The 18305-nt window shown below is 46.1% G+C and carries 13 protein-coding genes; 3 read left to right on the forward strand and 10 right to left on the reverse strand.

Going from position 1 to position 18305, the window contains the following annotated elements; all coding sequences use genetic code 11:
• Window positions 1-40: 40 nt before the first annotated feature.
• The 10 genes from NL644_RS04020 to NL644_RS04065 all read right to left on the reverse strand — a co-directional run bounded on the left by NL644_RS04020 (window position 41) and on the right by NL644_RS04065 (window position 13474).
• Window positions 41-1366 carry a DUF1501 domain-containing protein gene (locus tag NL644_RS04020; protein ID WP_253658026.1) on the reverse strand — a complete coding sequence of 442 codons (1326 nt, stop codon included), beginning with the start codon at window positions 1364-1366 and terminating at the stop codon, window positions 41-43.
• Window positions 1367-1375: 9 nt separating this feature from the next.
• Window positions 1376-2944 carry a DUF1800 family protein gene (locus NL644_RS04025; protein WP_114323765.1) on the reverse strand — a complete coding sequence of 523 codons (1569 nt, stop codon included), beginning with the start codon at window positions 2942-2944 and terminating at the stop codon, window positions 1376-1378.
• Window positions 2945-3350: 406 nt separating this feature from the next.
• Window positions 3351-4613, reverse strand: coding sequence for a hydroxymethylglutaryl-CoA reductase (locus NL644_RS04030; RefSeq protein WP_114323764.1), 1263 nt, complete (start codon window positions 4611-4613; stop codon window positions 3351-3353).
• A 352-nt stretch (window positions 4614-4965) separates the two neighbouring features.
• Entirely contained in the window at window positions 4966-6183 is a 1218-nt protein-coding gene (gene manA, locus NL644_RS04035) for a mannose-6-phosphate isomerase, class I (protein WP_114323762.1), read from the reverse strand.
• A gap of 124 nt (window positions 6184-6307) precedes the next feature.
• On the reverse strand, window positions 6308-7648 hold the full coding sequence (locus NL644_RS04040) for an MFS transporter (protein WP_005394568.1): 1341 nt from the start codon (window positions 7646-7648) through the stop codon (window positions 6308-6310).
• A gap of 6 nt (window positions 7649-7654) precedes the next feature.
• A complete protein-coding gene (gene uhpB, locus NL644_RS04045) occupies window positions 7655-9157 on the reverse strand; it encodes a signal transduction histidine-protein kinase/phosphatase UhpB (protein WP_114323761.1) in 1503 nt (500 codons plus the stop codon).
• Entirely contained in the window at window positions 9157-9765 is a 609-nt protein-coding gene (uhpA, locus tag NL644_RS04050) for a transcriptional regulator UhpA (protein ID WP_005394558.1), read from the reverse strand. Before uhpA ends, uhpB begins: the two co-directional genes overlap by 1 nt.
• Window positions 9766-9904: 139 nt before the next feature.
• Window positions 9905-11299 (reverse strand): hexose-6-phosphate:phosphate antiporter, encoded by a 1395-nt coding sequence (gene uhpT, locus NL644_RS04055; protein WP_005479317.1) that lies wholly within the window; start codon window positions 11297-11299, stop codon window positions 9905-9907.
• Window positions 11300-11705: 406 nt separating this feature from the next.
• Window positions 11706-12536 (reverse strand): formate dehydrogenase accessory sulfurtransferase FdhD, encoded by an 831-nt coding sequence (fdhD, locus tag NL644_RS04060; protein WP_025534358.1) that lies wholly within the window; start codon window positions 12534-12536, stop codon window positions 11706-11708.
• Window positions 12537-12589: 53 nt separating this feature from the next.
• Window positions 12590-13474 (reverse strand): LysR family transcriptional regulator, encoded by an 885-nt coding sequence (locus NL644_RS04065; RefSeq protein ID WP_046875405.1) that lies wholly within the window; start codon window positions 13472-13474, stop codon window positions 12590-12592.
• Window positions 13475-14140: 666 nt separating this feature from the next.
• Here NL644_RS04065 and NL644_RS04070 point away from each other — a divergent pair.
• The 3 genes from NL644_RS04070 (at window position 14141) to NL644_RS04080 (ending at window position 18180) form a co-directional block, all read left to right on the forward strand.
• Window positions 14141-16465, forward strand: a complete 2325-nt coding sequence (locus tag NL644_RS04070) for an FdhF/YdeP family oxidoreductase (protein ID WP_253658027.1) — start codon at window positions 14141-14143, stop codon at window positions 16463-16465.
• 296 nt (window positions 16466-16761) lie between these two features.
• Window positions 16762-17238, forward strand: a complete 477-nt coding sequence (locus NL644_RS04075; protein WP_041853065.1) for a DM13 domain-containing protein — start codon at window positions 16762-16764, stop codon at window positions 17236-17238.
• Between the two features lie 141 nt (window positions 17239-17379).
• Complete coding sequence (locus NL644_RS04080) at window positions 17380-18180, forward strand: PhzF family phenazine biosynthesis protein (RefSeq protein WP_114323758.1); 801 nt, start codon at window positions 17380-17382, stop codon at window positions 18178-18180.
• Window positions 18181-18305 lie beyond the last annotated feature (125 nt).

The following is an 18305-nucleotide window of genomic DNA, read 5'->3' on the forward strand; positions in this document are numbered from 1 at the left end:
CTTTTTCATGACACGTTAATTAAGAGCTCATTAAAGCAGCTTAAGCCATAAAGCCAAGGTTTGAGCTAGCAAAATTGCGGATATTCGGGAACACGTATTCCAGTGCCGCGTTATCACTCACGCCCATCCATTGCGCGAGGGTTGATCCCACTTGATCGGCTGCAATTTTGGGGATAAGTCGACCTTGAGAATAGTCATCGTTTCCACCCAATACTAGTTCAGGCCATGTACCGATAGGTCGCTGACCATTCACTGCGCCTCCAATCAATAGTTGATGACCACCCCAACCGTGATCGGTGCCGTTACCGTTGCTTGTCATCCGTCGACCAAAGTCAGACATTGTAAAAGAGGTGACTTGCTTGTTTAGCCCCAACCGCGCAATCGCACGATACATTGCTAAGAGGTTAGTTGCTAGATCTTCGAGTAGTACGGGGTGTCGAACTAATTGAGAATCGTGTAGGTCGTAGCCAGAGTGTTTAACGAAGAAGACTTGTCGTTGTTGCTTTAACACATCTTGGCTTGCGATCAATTTATAGACGGTTTGCATCTGCTTGCCGAGTGTTGATGAGGTGAACAGCGGCGCGTCATCAATATGATTGAGTTGCTTGCTTAGCACACGGCTCATCATCATCGACTCATCAACCATCAAATTAAAGTGACCACTAAACGGATTCTCTGTTTGATGAGAAAGCAGTTGGTCATAGATCCCCTTGTATAGCGAGTTATCAATCGCGGTAAGCTGAACCGCACGGTCTTTTTTCAGCACGGTTTGGCGGTGTTCCATCGCGCGTAACCAAAGCGAGTTCCCGTGCACACTGTATAGCGGGGTTATTTCTGATTCAGAAGTTAATACGTCCAACATTCTTCCTGCCCAACCCAAGTTGCTAGATTCTTGCATACCACCAAGTAACCAAGCGTCAGTTTGTGAATTGTGGGAAAACAGTTGCTCGGGAAGTGACGCTTCACCTAGCTCAATCGCTTGTTTTGTAACGGGATGGTTGAGAATGCCGCTATTGAGCACGATATTGGCATCGCCTTGTTCGAAAATTGAAGACAGCGCCTTTAGTTTGGGGTGTAAGCCAAGTTCTACCAGATTATCCGAGCTATCGGCGGTACGCAAATTGATAGGGAGTATGTCGTCTTTGGCGACAGAAAGAGCCCCTCTGACTTTGGCATATTGGTTATAGTGCGCGTCAGACAACGGCAGTACAGTGTTGAACGCATCGTTTCCACCTGCTAAATAGACACATATTAATGCTCGAAAGTCATTGGATGGCGCCGCGAGAGAATAACCCGGTAGACCAAGCGAAGCTAAAGCGCCCATCGATGCAGTGCTTTTTATAAAATGTCGTCTTGAAATATCCATAATCCACTCCTAATCCTGAATATAGAATTCATCGCCGGAAATGGCGGTAAAAATCACCAAGGCGAGCTTTGTTGTTGGCACATAGTCCTCACGATATTCATCTAACACGGTGAGCATGAGTTTTTTTAATTCCGCCGAGGCCGTTCCAGCAAAGAAGCGTGCGTTAACCAGCTCGACTAAGGCATCGTGATCATCCAAAAGAAGATAAAACTCGCCGAGATCGAGAGTGTAGGAATCACCGCCGCCTCTGCGAGTGCTGGTCAACATATAGTTGACCAAATCGGTATAAACGGACCAGTTCAGTAGCTCATACTCAGGAGAGCTAATACCAGACTCCGTAAACTCGTTAGATGGTTGGTACTCAGGAGAGTAAAAATTAAATACGGAAGGAGAACGAAGAGGTCCTTGATTGGCGATATTCATCATCGTAGTGGCGTCTTCGTAACGTGTAGATTTGATTGTAAAACCCGCTGCTCGATGAAAATTAGTTAGGACCAGTATTGGCTCTTTCACTTTTATTGGCGGGGTATCTGTCATGCCTAGAGCCTCAGAATCGAGCAAGATGGCATGAATGACCGCGTTTAAATCTCCTTTTTCTCCTTTGCCATTGTTATTGAATACCGAAGCAACACGTGCGATGTACTCCGGACTTGGATTCGAAGTTACAAAACGTTGGATAAGTAGCTTAGAAACAAACGGCGCCATGTTTGGATGAGACATCAAAATATCGATCACTTTTGAAAGCTCTTCTTGCGCAGTTAAACCAGCAGGAATTGTGTTACCAAGCAATCGTTTCTCGCCACCATCGTGTCGGTGGCTGATGACTCGCATCGGTTCGACAAACGCTAAATCGGCATTTTTCCACCCAGTTAATGCTCGAGCGAGCTCTTGAATATCCGTTTGGGTATATGTGGGGATAGGCTTACCCGTTTTACGATCAAGCTTTTTACTGCCATCGATATTCAGTTCATACAAGCCTAGGGTGAACAACTGCATCAACTCTCGAGCGAAGTTCTCATCAGGTAATGCACCCGTCGTGTTGTTCTCTTTTGCGCTACCGAGCATGGACAAATAGCTGCCCATAACAGGATGAATGGAAACGTCATATAATAAATCTCGGTAGTTGCCAAAAGCGTTAGCAATCAATACATCATAGTAGTCGACTAGACCTGTGGGCTTACTGGAAAGAACACCGCCATAGCGAGAGACCACTAAGATCTGGCTTAATGCATACGCCATGCGTTGTCTGAGTTGATCATCAGCAGTAATAACAATTTGATACCAAGCATTTTCGCGATTGGATTGTGCGCCTTTGGAAAAAGGTGTCCGATAGAGCGGTTGATGATAGGTGGCAGGAAGGTAGATTTGTTGAGATATCCAACTTTCCATCCCGACTTCTTCTACCTCATCAATTAATGTTGGTGTTGGCCCAAAAGTGCTCTGATAGAGGAAACGCGCAACGGTTTGATCGGAGGGCGTTAGTTCCATTTCTGCTGGTACTGAAGGGACGTAACTTAGTAATAAGATAATCAACCCTAGTACCCAACAAGAGATTTCATTTTGTTTCTGACGTCTCATAGTTAACTCGCTTACCCGAGGGAACGACTTAAATCCATTTAACGGGAGTGATTAAGCTCATTTGAGCTAAATAATAAATTTAGAAAAATCAAGCAGCTGCAGGAACGAGTATAGTCTCTATAAGTGACTAACAAAAAACTCAATCTATGAATTTGGTACTTTAGTGCTAGATGTTTTTGATATTTATTTAGGTAACGTACTGATATTTAATATTGCGTGAGAATAGGGTCAAACAGTGATATAGCGAGGAATGTGTGGTGATACTGCAATAATGCGGTCAACGTGAGAGTGGTGTAATCATTAAGTCTACAATACAACTTAAACTAATTTATGAGCTAATAAATAAAGTTGCTTTATTGGCACAAGAGAAAACCGCATGGGTGTTCTCTTGTACAAAGTAAAAGGATTATTTTCTAGCAAGTTTATGGTGAGCTCGGGAGAAGTGATCGGCACAAAATGCGCCGACAATTGAGAGTTCACCGGCCAGACAAAGCGCGGCCGCGACTTCGGCTAAGGCTTTCGCATTGCCGTTGCCGTGCAAACCCAAAATATCCAAACATGCCTTTTGCGTTGGAAGGCCAGTGCCCCCGCCAACCGTGCCAACCATGATGTTTGGCAAGGTCACGCACGCGTACAAGTTGCCTTGAGCGTCCACATCCATACGAGTGATACCAATGGCAGACTCTGCAACGCAAGCGGCATCTTGACCACAAGCAATGTACAGCGCGGCAAGGGCATTCGCGTAATGCGCGTTGACGCCAATCGTCCCGCTGAGTAAACCACCCACCGTGGTCATTTTGCCAAATTGAACCATAGACTCTGGCGTTGTATGTAGATATTTTTCCACCAACTCTGCAGGAATGGTCACTTCGGCGGATACTTTCTTACCGCGTACCGAGCGCAGCGTGTGCGCGTTTGGTTTTTTGTCGCCTGATAAGTTGCCATCCAAGAATGCTTGAGTTGGTTTGATTGGGCTGGTCGCCAAAATATGATGGAACACTTCGTTTGTTGCGATGGTCACCATGTTTTGTCCGGAAGCGTCACCTGTCACGTATTCAAAGACCAAATAAACGTGGTTTCCTTCGATATTTACATTGATGTCTTTGAGTTTGCCATGTGAGGTGGTGGATTCCGCTATTTGACGAAATGCGTCAAACTGGGTCACAACCCAACTGACGAACTGGCCAGCGTTGGCAAGGTTATTAAAGGCGAACACTGGTGTTCGGCTCACCCCTTCACTCAGCAACAATGCGCTCGCGCCACCAGCGGCGGTAATAAGATTTGCGCCACGGTTGTAGGAAGCGACTAACGCGGCTTCTGTCGTTGCGAGCGGAACCAAAAAGTCATCGTTCGCATACAAACCGTTGACGCGTAAAGGACCTGCGATGCCGACCGGCACATTGACAGTACCAATGAAGTGCTCGATGTTGTTGGAGTAAGCGTCGCAATGTGACTGCGTGAAAGGATCAAGAAGATGATCTTTATTGGTCACGTGTTCCAATACTTGCCAACGGCGCGCCAAATGCTTATCCGATAGACCAGGGCTTAAGCAGAGACGTTTCTCTGGCTTGTGAAACTTCGGTTCTAATGCCGATTGAATCTTACTGCTGGTTTCGATATCGGAAAGGGCGGAGCTTTGAACAGGGTTATCTTGGTTTAACTTCGGCATACAAACGTTAACTGAAAAATCGAACCAGAGATTGTAGTGATTGAGGCTTTGATTACAACGTTGATTATACGTTTTGCAACAAATACCACTGTGTGAGCGCCTTTGTTATCCAAGTAATTTGATATTGGAGCGGCGAATTTACCGGAAATAAATGAGTTTTGACAATGAATGTTGCAGTAAATGGCAGAGCCGGGAGGTTATGGCTCTTAGATAAATTGGACTGTGAGTGTTTGGAGTCGACAAGGGATAAGCATGATTGCCTTAAAAGCGGACTGGCTCAATCTATGAAAGGAATAAATTGTCTAACCCAGTCCCTTGGGTCAGACGCTAGTTTGAATCAGTTGTTCACAAACTAGTTGAAGGCGCGAGCCACACGTCCCGCACTTTGAATGCGATAATGGCCAACGTAAGCAGGAACAAATACAGATTGTCCTTTCGCTGCGGTTAACGTCTCACCGTTATCACTGATGAGTGTCAGGTCGGCATCAATCGCCATCAAAATCTCTGCGCTGTTTGCCTCAACCACTTCATTGTTCGGTTGGTTTAGAATGCAGAAACTAAAGTCTGCCACTGGAACGGGGTAAAGGTTTTGGCAACCATCGGCATTGGGTTCTAGAACAAGGCTGTTAAACGGCTTAGGCACAAAGTCTGTGCATTTAACCAGTTCTTCAACATCCATATGTTTCGGCGTGAGTCCTGCACGCAAAACGTTATCTGAGTTCGCCATGATCTCTAATCCCGTTCCTTTAATGTAAGCGTGTGGCGTTCTTGCGCTCAGGAACATCGCTTCGCCAGGTTGCAGCGTGATGACATTCAACAGCAATGGCGCAAATAAGCCGACATCGCCGGGGTATTGAGTGGATAGATCCAAGATGAGCTGGTAAACGTCGCTGTCAGTGCCTTGTTCCGATTGACGTGAAGTGTGGGCAAGAAGTTGTTTCAGTGCTCGCTCTTTTGTTTCGCCTTCCATGGTCAGAATGTGCACAAAGAAATCTCGTAAACCTTGTGAGTTGATTTCGCGTTTGAATGTGTCAAGAGGCGCGCGTAGCTCATCGATATCGCAAAGGCTAAATGCCTCAATAATCTCGGAATACGAGCGAAAACCGTTCATGGCTTGGTAACTTGTCAACGCGTACACCAACTCAGGTTTGTGGTTTGGATCCTTGTAGTTACGATGGCTCGCGTTTAGTGGAATGCCAGCACTTTGCTCTTTTTCGAAACCTATTTCGGCATCTTGTTTGCTTGGGTGAACTTGAATCGACAGTGCATGTTCGGCCGCTAAGATCTTAAACAGAAAGGGCAGGTCGCCAAATTTCGCTGCGGTTTCTGCTGATAAGTAAGCGGGTTGGTTTTGTTTGATCAGTTCAGACAAAGGCAGCGTGTTTTGCTCCACCTGAACTTCAGAGCAGCCGTTTGGGTGAGTACCCATCCATACTTCTGCTTGAGGCTCATTCGTTTCGTTAGAAAAGCCAAACAAATCGTGAATAGAAGAGGTGCTTCCCCAAGCGTAGTTTTGGATTTTGTTGTTCATTTGAAAGAAGCTATGCGATGAAATAGTGTTCAAATTCATGAATTTTTCCCATAGTTAACCCTCCGAACTGAATCGGAAGAAAAATTGAGCAGAGATACGTTAAATAAGGAGGGCGAGCGCGGTTAGGTCACTCGCCAATTTGCCCGAAAGGCGATAAGTCGATTTACAACCGAGGTTTTGGTTCGAGTGGTTTTCGTGATGGTTGCGCTTGCAAAAATGGCAGCAATAAAAGGCCAATGACGGCTGCACAAACTGAAATGGTGATGAAGAAACCCGTCCAATGATATTCTTCAAGAATTAACGCCAGTGGATAACCAGACAATGCTGCGCCCATGTAGGCGAACAAGCCCACGAATCCTGTCGCCGCGCCGGCAGAATCTTTGTGAGAGCACTCCGCCGCTGCCATACCGATCAGCATTTGTGGCCCAAAGACAAAGAAGCCGATGGAGAACAATCCCGCCGCTTGGAATGCAAAGTTGGTCAGGGGCATCAGCCAAAGCGCAGAGACAGATAAGAAAATCCCAATCGCGAACAGCAAGTTCATTGGCCCACGGTTACCGCCAAAGAGTTTGTCTGAGCCCCAACCCGCAACCAATGAACCAACAAAACCACCGATTTCAAACATCGATAGAGCAGCGTTGGCGTTAATCAGGCTATAGTGATGCTGCTCTGTTAAGTACAGGTTTCCCCAGTCGTTTATTGCGGTTCGGACGATGTAAACCAACACATAACTGAACGCGAGCAGCCAGATGTATTTGTTGTTAAATACGTACGATTTCAGAATTTCGCGGTAGGTGAGGCCACGTCCGTAATTTTCTTGCGCAAGTTCTAGTGCGTCGTTGCGCCATTGTCCGACACTTGGTAAGCCCATTGTTGTGGGTTTGTCGCGCAATCGCCAACAAACGAATAGACCGAGTAATACCCCGATGATGCCGGGTAGAATAAAGCCTTCACGCCAGCTGTAGTGCAACGTTAAATAGCCCACCCAAATAGGGATCAGCGCGCCACCAACGTTGTGTGCGGTGTTCCAAATCGCCCATAAGAAGCCACGCTCGGAGCGTGAATACCAAGTAGTTAACAGCTTGGAGCATGAAGGCCAGCCCCAGCCTTGGAACCAGGCGTTTAAGATCCACAGAGTAATGAAAGCCGCGAGTGAGCTAGAAAAACCGAACGCGATGTTGACCAGACCTGTCGCAATCAAGCCTAGCCCCATGAAATAACGAGGGTTAGAGCGATCTGAAATCGTGCCAGAAATAAACTTCGAGCAGCCGTAGGTGATGTAGAAAAGCGTACCGATTAGACCCAAATCGCCCTTATCTAAGCCAAGGTCGGTAATCATCGCTGGTGCGGCGTAGTTAAAGGTCTTACGGGTAAAGTAGAAACCTGCGTAGCCGATGTACATCCCCAACATAATGTGCAAACGCCAATGGCGGTAACGCTGGTCGATTTGCTCGTTGCTCAGACTCGGTTGAGTAAATTTAGGTGAACGTAAAAATCCAAACATCTTGAGTTACACCTTAGGTAAAGTAATGCTGATTTGTGTGCCGATCACTTGATCGCTGGTGGAGTAGATAACCATTTTTCCACCTAACGCGTGCACACGCTCTTGCATGCCGCGAACGCCCATGCCTTTCATGCTGTCCTGAACTTTGAAGCCGACACCATCATCGTGAATCATTAGTGACACCGCCGTTTCTCCGATCGTCAGTTCAATACTGATCAACTGCGCTTCTGCATATTTGGCGGCGTTATTCAATGACTCTTGGCATAAACGGAATAGGGTGACTTTGAGCGTGTCACTCAAGCTGGTGTAATCGCCTTGCCAGTTCAGTTGAACAGTCGTTCCGTGATTGGCGAATTCCATCTCTCGCGTCAGTTGCTCGACGGATTCTTTCAAGTCCAAATCATCCAGCATTTTTGGTCTTAGCTTGCTTAACAGTCGCTTAGTGGTGTCGTACACGTTGAGGGAAAGCCCTTCGATCATGTCGGCGCAACCCACGCTTGTTTCTGCGTTATTTACCCGCTTAATGATGTTGGCTTGTGTGCGGATCGCCGTGATGTTCTGGCCGATTTCGTCATGTAGCTCGCGCGCAATATCGCGTCTTACCGATTCTTCCGCTTTGATAAGCTGGCGAGACAAATTCTGATTGCGTGCAAGTTCGCCGCGCAGTTTGTGATTGAGGTCTTTTTGTTTCTGAACCCCTAAACCGAGCATAATGCCAGTGATGGTTTGCGCTGAGAGAGATAATAACAAATCGGTGATTTCTAGATTCGACACCCCGCTACGAGCCGCAATCAGCGCGATACTGTTAAGCATGGTGGCGAGTAGGGCACCTTGCCAGCCGTAACGCAGAGCAAGCACGATGATTGGAATCGCCATACAAAATGGCGCAAATCGTTTTAGCTCTTCAGGCAAACTGGTTTGCACCAAAATACTGCCGATCAAAAGCAGCGCATAAAGCACGATATGACGCACCTGAAATACAACGGCATTACTAAGTAGGAGAGAGCTAAGCGGAGACCAACGACTTTGGAACAAATAACTCCATAACAAGTAGCACATAGGCACCACGAGCAAGCCTCCAGAAATGCTAGCCAGCCATACCATGTAAACCGAAGGAACGTGAAAACCAACGGCCATCACATTAATAAACGCGCTAATAATAATGACTGCGCTCATCACGGCTAAATGGCGGTTTTGGTCTCCGTAGTAATATTTTTTCGCAATCAGAGTGACCGGGATACTGGCAATACTCGCAATCAGCACGGTAAGCCACTGCGGTTGACCCAGTAACATCGCAAGTGCGATGGAAAGCCCCCACTCCGAAAGGTAAATCGTCGGCCAATAAGCGGTGCGAGTGTGCAGGGCGACACCTAATCGTAAAGCGAAAGGAAACAATAAGATCGCTAGTTCTGGATCATTGACAAAGTAATAGGCAATCACCCATAAGCAGAACCAGGCGCAAGCCATAACAAAAAGTCCGCAAATGGTGGTAACAGCATAAGCTCGCATTAAAAGGACTCTTGAGAAAATAGTTTGGCGAGCTCAACGTTGTTTTTCACACCGAGTTTGTCGATGGCATTCGCTCGATGAACGTGTACGGTCTTGTGGCTCAAGCCAAGCTCTGCCGCGACGGATTTTACATCCAGCCCTTTGGCTAAAAGCTGGCAAACTTCATTTTCGCGTCTTGTTAGTTGGCAAAGCGATGCAGCTTTGTCACTTGGTGTTGCCAGTTTGATGGCAATGTCGGAGGTAAGATAGCAGCCGCCAGACGCACTGGTTCTCACGGCTTGAATAAGTTCGTCTGGGCTACAGCGTTTGCTTAGATAGCCTTTTGCACCAAGTTTTAGTGATTTTTCCACCATTGCAGGGGAGTCGTGCACGCTTAGCATGACACAGGCAATGCCAGTTGGAATTTCGCTCAGTAAGTTTAATCCGCTCTCATCGGGCATGGAAATATCTAGGATGACGACGTGTGGGTGTACCGCAGGCAAGCCTGTGCGTGCTTCGGCGACAGAACCAAATTCACCAACAACGGTAATATCACTTTCTAAATTTAATAATTGTGCGAAACCAGAACGCACGATGACGTGATCATCAACTAGAGCAACATGAATCATCATTACAACCAAATAGAGCAGACAACAAACAACAATAAGCCCCAAAACGGAGCTAATAGAAAAACCTTTAATGATACTGAATTGATCAACTCATTTTAATGATCTTGCGCGCTTTACCGAAGTAAAGCGCGCAGAGAAGTTAGGCTTGGTTTTGTGCAAGTTGAAGCTTCTTCGCGTGTCGAATCTTCTTCTCTTCCGCGATAGCAACGAAAGCAAGCAAAACAATACAAATCATGGCGGAGGTATCTAGGGCTGCGAAGGTACCTTTCCAGCCTGTTAGACCGAAGATTGGTGTACCGTCTGCAATCATACCGAGACCAAGTTTCGCGAAGCTGTCACCGATTAGGTAAGCGAATGTACCTTTCACACCGTCAGCCACACTGATTGCTTTTTTAGGAACAAAACCAACCGCTGCAACACCGATAAGAAGTTGCGGACCAAACACCAAGAAACCAAGTACGAATAGAGACGACAAGTACATGAATTCATTTGTTGCATGTTGGTAGAACTCAAGCGATACGATGATCAAACCAAGAGACACACAAGCAACCAATGCGCGGCGACCGTTTGCTAAGTCAGATAAGTAACCCCACATCAAAGTACCGACAAGCGCACCGACTTCGAACAGAGTAAAGCCAGAGATTGCCGTTTCTTTTGACAGACCAAGCTCTTGGTACGCGTATACCGTTGACCATTGGTCGATACCAATACGCACGATGTAAAGGAAGATGTTGGCAAAGCAAAGTAGCCAGATAACTTTGTTTTTAAGAACGTATTCAACAAAGATTTCTTTTTTGGTCATCTGGTTTTCTTCAGCAGCGGTGTCTTCTTCACTCACTGCTTCATCGAAAAGTTCTTCTACTTTACCTAGACCGTAAGCTTCTGGAGAGTCGCTACCAAAGCGCATACCGATAAAGCCAACGATGATCGCGATGATAGAAGGGAACACGAACATGCCGATTACGTGGCCGTCGAATAGGTAGTTAGCACCGAAAAGAGCAACACCCGCTGCGCCCGCACCACCAACGTTGTGTGACATGTTCCACAAGCCTAGGTAAGAGCCGCGCTTGTTACGAGGTGTCCATTTTGTAATGGTTGAGTAACTAGAAGGGCCACCAGTACTTTGGAAGAAACCACTCAGAGCGTAGAAAGCCACCATCAAGAACAGGCTTGCACTACCGCCGCCCATGCTGAAGCTGAAACCAAGCATTGCAAGACCAGAAAGGATCAGCATAAAAGGGAGGAATTGCTTGGTGTTCTTACCGTCAGCGTAGTAAGACACAACGGTTTTACCGATGCCGTATGTGATGGAGAAGCCAAGGCCAATAAGACCTAGGTCTGTCATGCTCAAACCGTAAGTTGAGATCATGTCGTTTTGCGCGACATTGAAGTTCTTACGAATCAAGTACATGGTTAGGTAGCCGATGAATACGACCAAGTAAGATTGGATGAACGGTTTAAACCACATCTTTCTTCTAACTTCGACAGGAAGATCGAGGGTCGGCTTCCGCACCTGTTCGAGGAATTTTAACATGATGAACTCTCTTGTAATTGTTTTAGAAACACAACGGAGACCGTTATGCGCTCTTGTTACCTTTGACTGAGCGGAATTCTAGAGAGTGGTTTTGTGAGGCACATGAGATGGTTGCCTAGATCGGCTAGGAAAAATTCCTAGAAATGCCTAGGAAGGCGGAAAAGCGTGAAAAGAGTCACACAAAATCCTTACTAATTTATGGGTTTTTGACAGGGTTCTTATCGGATTGGAAAGCGTTAAAATGCAAGCAGGTTAATATACGCAAGCTTAGTGCTGGCAAGGGGGGAGCACGTTTGGTTGGAGAGAATAGTGGCTGGTCGCTAAGTATCAATTGGGAATCAGAAGCAAACAACAGAGGCCCAGAGGTCTCTGTTAGAAATATTAGGAATTCGGCTAAGTTGACGTGTTAAGGCGCAGGGCTGTATAGACGCGGCGAGCCGTGTTTTGGTAAGTGAATTAGGTTCAAATGGTTTCTTCTTGCCCATTCGACGGTTAACGCTGTAGGCGCAGATAAGCAAACCAGAGTGGGGATTCGCGCGCGAACGGCTTTGTGGATCAACTCCAAGCTGCAACGGCTTGTCATGATTGCGAAGCCACTTTGAGGCTCGATGTGATTGTTGGCCAATGCGCCAATCAACTTATCTAGCGCGTTGTGACGGCCGATGTCCTCTCGGCACAACTTGATGTTGCCTTGTGAATCTGCAAATAAAGCGGCGTGTAACGCGCCAGATTCACGTGCGGCTTCTTGATGCAGTGCGACTTTGTCTCGCAGCCCTTCAAATACATCGGAGCGCGGAGGAAGAGACGGTGTCAGCGGCGCCAAATCAGGCAAAGCTTGTTCCAGAGCCTCGACACCACAAATGCCGCATCCGGTTGTGCCAGCAAGATTTCGGCGTTGTGTTTTTAACGCCCAGAAAGCGCGGTTGCTGATTTCCACTTCCGCATAGTGAGATTCGTGATCGCCGCCAATTTCAATGTCTTTAATCTCTTTGAAATCGTGGACGATGCCTGTGCTTAGGCTAAATCCTTTCACGAAGTCTTCCAGATGGCCTGGCGTCACCATCATGACCGCTTGGCTAATGCCGTTGTAGCTGATAGCTAAGGCGGATTCACTCGCCAGCGACATTTGTTGCACTGGGCGGCCATCAATCAATTCTCGGTAATTGAACGCACTTGGTTGAGGTGGTGCTTGATTGAAATCGGACAGTTCAAAATAAGATTGAGTAGTACATCTCATGAAATCACCTCATAAGCCGTTGTGTATGCCAAAAATTGACGTGTGGGTTGTTGTTATCGATTGAATATGCTTTTTGCTTCTGCGAAGCACTGATCGGTTAGCGCGGAGAAGGGTTCTTGTTTTCGCTTTAACAAACCTAGCGGGGCGTGAACGGCGGCTTCTTCGATAGGAATAATGCGAAGCGTATCGTTCAACTCTTCCAATCCACAATTCAGCGGCATAATGGCGCAACAAAGGCCACTGGTTACTGCTTGGATCAAGTGAAAGGTGGAGTTACTTTCAATGACGGTTTGTGGAACTAGCCCTTTACTCACAAAGCTAAGATCAATCGAGTGGCGATAGTGCATGCCCTTCGAAAGCAGCCCTAGCGGAATGTTATTGAGTGACTCCCACAACACTTCAGATTCGGCAAAATCAAAATGACGCTCATCGAATAAAACGCCAAGTTTGGTCGAATCTAGCTCGATAACATCGAAGTAAGCGGTGTTGACTTGATCGACATAACACATCCCCAAATCAAGCTGATTGCGATTGAGTTGGTCTATGATCTGTTCGGTCGTCATGGAGAGTATTTGAAAGCGTAACTCAGGGAACTGTTGAGCTAATGGTTTGAGCAATTGCATCGGGTTTTGGCTGGCGAGTGGCACCATTCCAAGCCGAAGTGAACCAACCAACTGACCACGGCAGTTGGCGGCTTCGGCTTGCAATCCATCATGAGCGGCTAATACGGTTTTTGCCCAAGCTAAAATGCGTTCTCCGGCTTCAGTAAATCCTTCAAATCGTTGACTTCTCTGGATTAATTCGAGGTCGAGTTCTTCCTCTAAGCTTCGGATTCTCATGGACAAGGTAGGCTGCGTAATGTGGCACAATGCGGCGGCTTGACCAAAGTGTTTGGTCTGTTCAAGTGCGATGAGATATTTCAGTTGTTTGATATCCATAATGGATTGTTCACCTTACGTTGTGAGTCACATGTACGGAGAACTCCCTAAAAAAGGGCACAGCACTACCGTACTTTTTAAGCGCTGGAGCGTTTTAACTGGGAAATGGAAAACCAAAACCAAGTCAAGAATAAAACCACACTCAAAATTGATCTGAATCAAGGCTATTCCTGATATTAATTAGGGTCAAATTTAAAGTATCTATAGTGTGATAGATACTATCTATTATCAAGAATGCCGATTTTATTGAGTTCGTTAAGCTAACTAGGTGGAATCGAATGGGGAAACGATTAACCTCATAAACTGTATTGATTAAAAATGTGATGAGCGTCAGTGGAAAAATTCGTCATAGATTTTGTTTATCACTCGGTCAGGATTATCAATTGGATGCATATTAAATAACGACTTAATCTTTGATTTAGATCAAGGCGCAACAATGCGAATTGAATCTAACAGTCTTAGAAACAGTAGGCGGGTATCCGATATCAAGAATCTAGATAAGTAAACGCTCGGACAAGCGAGAGCATGTTGAGTGGTTACTTATTTGGATTAAAAAATACATGGATTAGAAACTAAGCCCTTCAATACTTCCGCATTATCTCAATAAATAACGCGCTTGTTTTCACGGGCACCCTGCTTGCTGGTATATCTGCGAGGAGTAAAGTCGTGAGCCAAAAAGAACAAATAAAAGCATACAAAGGTCCAGCTGGTGGTTGGGGTGCACTGAAAGCCGTAACCAGAAGTTGGTGGGGCAGTGAAAATGCAGTTAAAAACATTCGCACTATGCTCAAAACCAACCAAAATGGCGGTTTCGACTGTCCGGGATGTGCATGGGGTGAGTCGCCAGATAGTGGTAAAGTCAATTTCTGTGAGAATGGCGCGAAAGCAGTAAACTGGGAAGCGACCAATCGTCTGGTTGATCCTGAGTTTTTTGCCAATCACAGCGTTTCTTCTCTCTCAACGCAAACCGATTACTGGTTGGAATACCAAGGCCGTATCACGCACCCAATGCGATATGATGCTGAATCTGATCACTATGTGCCAGTCTCTTGGGATGAGGCTTTTGCACTTGTCGCGAAACATCTCAATCAATTGGATTCACCGCATCAAGCGGAGTTTTATACCTCTGGTCGTGCAAGCAACGAAGCGGCGTTTTTGTATCAGCTATTTGTCCGTGCATTCGGTACCAACAACTTCCCAGATTGTTCCAACATGTGTCACGAAGCCAGTGCAATCGGGATGAAAGACACCATTGGTGTTGGTAAAGGCACAGTGATCTTTGATGATTTTGAAGAAGCCGACGCGATTTTCGTGATTGGTCAAAACCCGGGCACGAACCACCCACGAATGCTTGAACCTCTGCGCGAAGCGGTAAAACGTGGCGCACAGGTTATCTGTCTAAACCCGCTGAAAGAGCGCGGATTAGAGCGTTTCCAAAACCCACAAATGCCGATTGAGATGTTGAGTAACGGCTCAGAGCCTACAAACACGGCGTACCTGCGTCCTGCTTTAGGTGGAGACATGGCAGTGTTTCGTGGCATCGCGAAGTTCTTGCTGCAATGGGAACGCGAGGCATTGCAAAACGGCGGCAAAGCGGTATTTGACCGTGAATTCATCAAGCAACACACGATAGGTATTGATGAGTATTTGGCTGAAGTGGACGCAACCTCTTGGGAACACATCGCGGAACAATCGGGTCTTGATTTAAGTGAAATCGAGATGGTGGCGAGCATGTATCGACGTGCAGAACGTGTGATCATGTGTTGGGCAATGGGGTTGACTCAGCATCGTCACTCTGTGCCAACCATTAAAGAAGTCGCAAACGTGCAAATGTTACGAGGTAACGTTGGTAAGCCGGGCGCGGGTCTTTCACCAGTGCGTGGTCACAGTAACGTTCAGGGCGACCGTACGATGGGCATTGATGAAAAACCTTCAGATCTGTTGTTGGATCGCATTGAAAGTCGATTTAACTTTGCCGTCCCGCGTGGTGAAGGCCACAACACTGTGCAAGCCATTAAAGCGATGGAAGAAGGGCAAGCGAAAGTATTTATCGGTTTGGGCGGTAACTTTGCACAAGCAACGCCAGACACAGAACGTACGCACAACGCGATGCGAAACTGTAATTTAACCGTACACATTTCGACGAAGTTAAATCGTTCTCACCTTGTCACAGGTAAAGATGCGCTTATTCTTCCATGCTTAGGCCGTACTGAGATTGATCAGCAAGCGACGGGCCCACAAGGTGTGACGGTTGAAGATACTTTCAGCATGGTACATATCTCATTTGGTCAGCTAAAACCGCGTTCGGAGCATTTGCGTTCAGAACCAGCGATTATTGCCGGTATTGCCAATGCGACACTCAGGGTAAAACCAATTGATTGGTTGTGGGCGATTGAAGATTACGACCGTATTCGCGATTTGATTGCCGACACGATTCCGGGCTTTACCGACTTTAACCATAAGCTTAAACACCCGGGTGGATTCCACTTGGTAAACCCAGCTGCCGAGCGTCGATGGAATACACCAAGCGGCAAAGCACAGTTCAGCTCTAGTGAGTTGCCGAAACAGTTGATCAGCGAAGCGATACTCGAAAAAGGCCAAAAGCCAGATTTGATCTTGCAAACCATGCGCTCACACGACCAATACAATACGACACTTTACGGCTTAAATGATCGTTATCGTGGTGTATTTGGTGTGCGCGAAGTACTGTTTATCAATGAAGCGGATATTCGTAAACTCGGATTTGAACCGGGCGATAAAGTGGACATGGTGTCATTATGGGAAGATGGCGTAGAGCGTCGCGTGAGCGGATTTACGCTTGTTGCCTATGATGTGCCAGCAGGTCAGGCGGCGGCTTACTATCCAGAAACGAACCCATTGGTTCCTTTAGATAGTTATGGGGATAGAACGTTTACGCCAACCTCTAAGTTTATTGCGATCAAATTGGAAAAATCGACATCCGATAAGATCGCTTTGGTGGAAGCAGAATAGTTCCCAAACCAGTACAACGACATTCCAGATAAGCAAACGGCTGATATCAATTATCAGCCGTTTTTAATTGCTCACTTTGCCTTGAGATCATTTCGTCGAAGGCGCGTAAGGGCTGAATTTAAATAGTTATTTTCGTTAATAACGGGGTTATTGGATAGCACTCTAAAAGGCAGCAATTAAGGCGCATTGGTCCAGCTTGTGTATAATAGTAATGAAATTAGGCTATTAGACGTATAACCTGACGGATGTCTGTATTTGAGCCGAAATCTAAGCTGATGAAACTAACAAGAAGATAGATGACCTTGAAAAGTATAATTAAATTAACGTTAAGCCACTTAGTGGCTGTTGCGATTGGTATTGCGATAGGTATCTATACTTTACCGATTCTTATTGCACCGCCTGCGCCGACCGATGAGCAAGTTTCTGAGAGCATGCAAGGTGCAGAATACAGTGCAGTTGTCACGAGGGACCTCAAAGATAGCGACGCTTTTCATTGGGGAGAAGGTGAAATTCATTTGAGTTCCCAAGCTATTACGCTGGTAGGAAAACTCGCTCCCGGGCCTGACTATAAACTCTATTTATCTCCTAAATTTGTCGAGACTGAACAAGCGTTTAATGACCTTAAATCTGAGATGAGCTTGGTTGGTGATGTCAAAACATTCAATAACTTCGTTGTTGAGGTTCCTCAAGGGATTTCCATTTCTGAATATAATACTGTTGTTGTTTGGTGTGAAACATTCGGTGAGTTCATTACTTCGGCAAAATACCAATAAATCCCATCAGGAGAAAAAGTGGTTTCTTCTTAGTTAATAAAGGTTTACTGCTCACACAACAGGTGCAATACATTACGTGGTACAAATGCACTAAGTGCTGCTAATGGTTCTACAGTGGTTGATAGAACTTAAGGATATTTTGTGGAAGTTAAAATTTTTCAGGTCGACTCGTTTACATCAGATGTATTCAAAGGCAATCCTGCAGGTGTGTGTATCACAGAATCAAGCCTTGATGAGGAAATGATGTTGGCCATAGCGGCAGAGATGTCGCTATCTGAAACCGCGTTTCTGTCATTAAACACAATGCAACTTCGTTGGTTTACACCTGAAACGGAAGTCGCTTTGTGTGGACATGGCACATTGGCCACGGTGCACGTGCTGAGAGAGCAAGGGTTATATAGTACAGGTGATACCATTGAGTTTGGCACGCTATCCGGCGTTTTAACTGCACAACTTGATCATGACGACATTCATTTGGTGTTTCCTGCCCCTCTTTTAGATATGCGAGCAAGTATTAACACAGATTTGCTTCACGGCTTAGGGCTCGATGTGGCTGATGTAATTGCTTATGGTCAGTTTGATAATAAGCAGTTGATCGTCATCAATTATGAGTCTTTGATAGAGCAACTCGAACCTGATTTTAGTGCGTTACTTAAACAAAAAGGTCGTGGAGTTGTTATCACTGCTCAATCAAGCACTGACGCTGATTTTGTCTCTCGTTACTTTGCCCCTTGGGTGGGTGTTGATGAGGACCCAGTAACAGGTTCTGCTCATTGCGCTTTATGTGTTTACTGGGCCAAAGAGCTCGGTAAAGCGCAATTAAAAGGCTTCCAAGCATCCAAGAGAAGTGGAGTTGTTTATACAGAACTATTGAGTCCGGAATACGTTAAGCTTTCTGGAAGTGCGGTAACAATGTTGCGAGGAGATATGAGAATCGCGTAGTCGTCCTTTTTGGTTCTCGTTTTTTTTGATCGCAGGTTTATCCAGTTTTCACTAGTGACAAAGCTAGAAAGCTGTCTATCCACGTGGTTGATTTTGTTTGTAAAAGCACCCCTCCCATAGTGGTG

Source organism: Vibrio sp. Y10_XG_PY6 (assembly GCF_024181795.1).
Classification (GTDB): Bacteria; Pseudomonadota; Gammaproteobacteria; order Enterobacterales; family Vibrionaceae; genus Vibrio; species Vibrio diabolicus.